This is a genomic window from Streptosporangium sp. NPDC048886 (genome assembly GCF_055586905.1).
Map to the genome: position 1 here is coordinate 1 of NZ_JBVJHH010000113.1, position 1664 is coordinate 1664.

Genomic DNA, 1664 nt, shown 5'->3' on the forward strand with positions numbered 1-1664 from the left:
AATAAGAAGCTGGGTGTCGACAGCGACATCACGCAGGGGACGCTGACCGAAGAGGACATCGTCGCCACCATCGAATACATCGTCAAGCTCCACGCCGGCGAGGAGTCGATGCCGGCGGCCGAGGGCGCGCCGATCGACACGGTGATCATCGAGACCGACGACATCGACCACTTCGGCAACCGCCGCCTGCGCAGCGTCGGCGAGCTCATCCAGAACCAGGTCCGCCTGGGCCTGGCCCGCATGGAGCGCGTCGTGCGCGAGCGGATGACCACCCAGGACGTCGAGGCGATCACGCCGCAGACCCTGATCAACATCCGCCCGGTCGTCGCGTCCATCAAGGAGTTCTTCGGCACCTCCCAGCTGTCGCAGTTCATGGACCAGATCAACCCGCTGGCCGGCCTGACGCACAAGCGGCGGCTGAACGCATTGGGTCCCGGTGGTCTGTCCCGTGAGCGGGCCGGCTTCGAGGTCCGTGACGTGCACCCGTCCCACTACGGCCGGATGTGCCCGATCGAGACGCCGGAAGGACCGAACATCGGTCTGATCGGCTCGCTGGCCTCCTACGGCCGGCTCAACCCCTTCGGCTTCATCGAGACGCCCTACCGCAAGGTCGTCGACGGGACGGTGACCGACCAGATCGACTACCTCACCGCGGACGAGGAGGACCGCTACGTCAAGGCGCAGGCCAACACGGCGCTCAACCCCGACGGCACGTTCGCCGAGGCTCGCGTCCTGGTCCGCACCAAGGGCGGTGAGACCGAGCTCGCCCGCGCCGAGGAGATCGACTACATGGACGTGTCGCCGCGCCAGATGGTGTCGGTGGCCACCGCGATGATCCCGTTCCTGGAGCACGACGACGCCAACCGCGCGCTCATGGGCGCGAACATGATGCGCCAGTCGGTGCCGCTGCTCAAGAGCGAGTCGCCGCTGGTGGGCACGGGCATGGAATACCGTGCCGCGACCGACGCCGGTGACGTCATCACCGCCGACAAGGCGGGCGTGGTCGAGGAGGTCTCGGCCGACTACGTCACGGTGATGAACGACGACGGCACCCGCACGACCTACCGGGTCGCCAAGTTCAAGCGCTCCAACCAGGGCACCTGCTTCAACCAGAAGCCGATCGTCAAGGAGGGCGACCGGATCGAGGTGAACCAGGTCGTCGCCGACGGTCCGTGCACCGACAACGGCGAGATGGCGCTGGGCAAGAACCTGCTCGTGGCGTTCATGCCGTGGGAGGGGCACAACTACGAAGACGCGATCATCCTGTCCCAGCGTCTGGTCCAGGACGACGTGCTGTCCTCGATCCACATCGAGGAGCACGAGGTCGACGCCCGTGACACCAAGCTGGGGCCGGAGGAGATCACCCGGGACATCCCGAACGTCTCCGAGGAGGTCCTGGCCGACCTCGACGAGCGCGGCATCATCCGGATCGGCGCCGAGGTCGTGCCCGGGGACATCCTGGTCGGCAAGGTCACGCCCAAGGGTGAGACCGAGCTGACGCCCGAGGAGCGGCTGCTGCGTGCGATCTTCGGTGAGAAGGCCCGTGAGGTCCGTGACACCTCCCTGAAGGTGCCGCACGGCGAGCAGGGCAAGGTCATCGGGGTGCGGGTGTTCAGCCGTGAGGAGGGCGACGAGCTGCCGCCCGGGGTCAACGAGCTGGTCCG

Annotated in this window: 1 protein-coding gene; it reads left to right on the forward strand. The window is 67.2% G+C overall.

The features are described 5' to 3' along the window. Nucleotides 1–1664, forward strand: a 1664-nt coding sequence (gene rpoB / locus ACZ6R6_RS49305; RefSeq protein WP_470104475.1) for a DNA-directed RNA polymerase subunit beta, incomplete at both ends; no start/stop codon positions are given.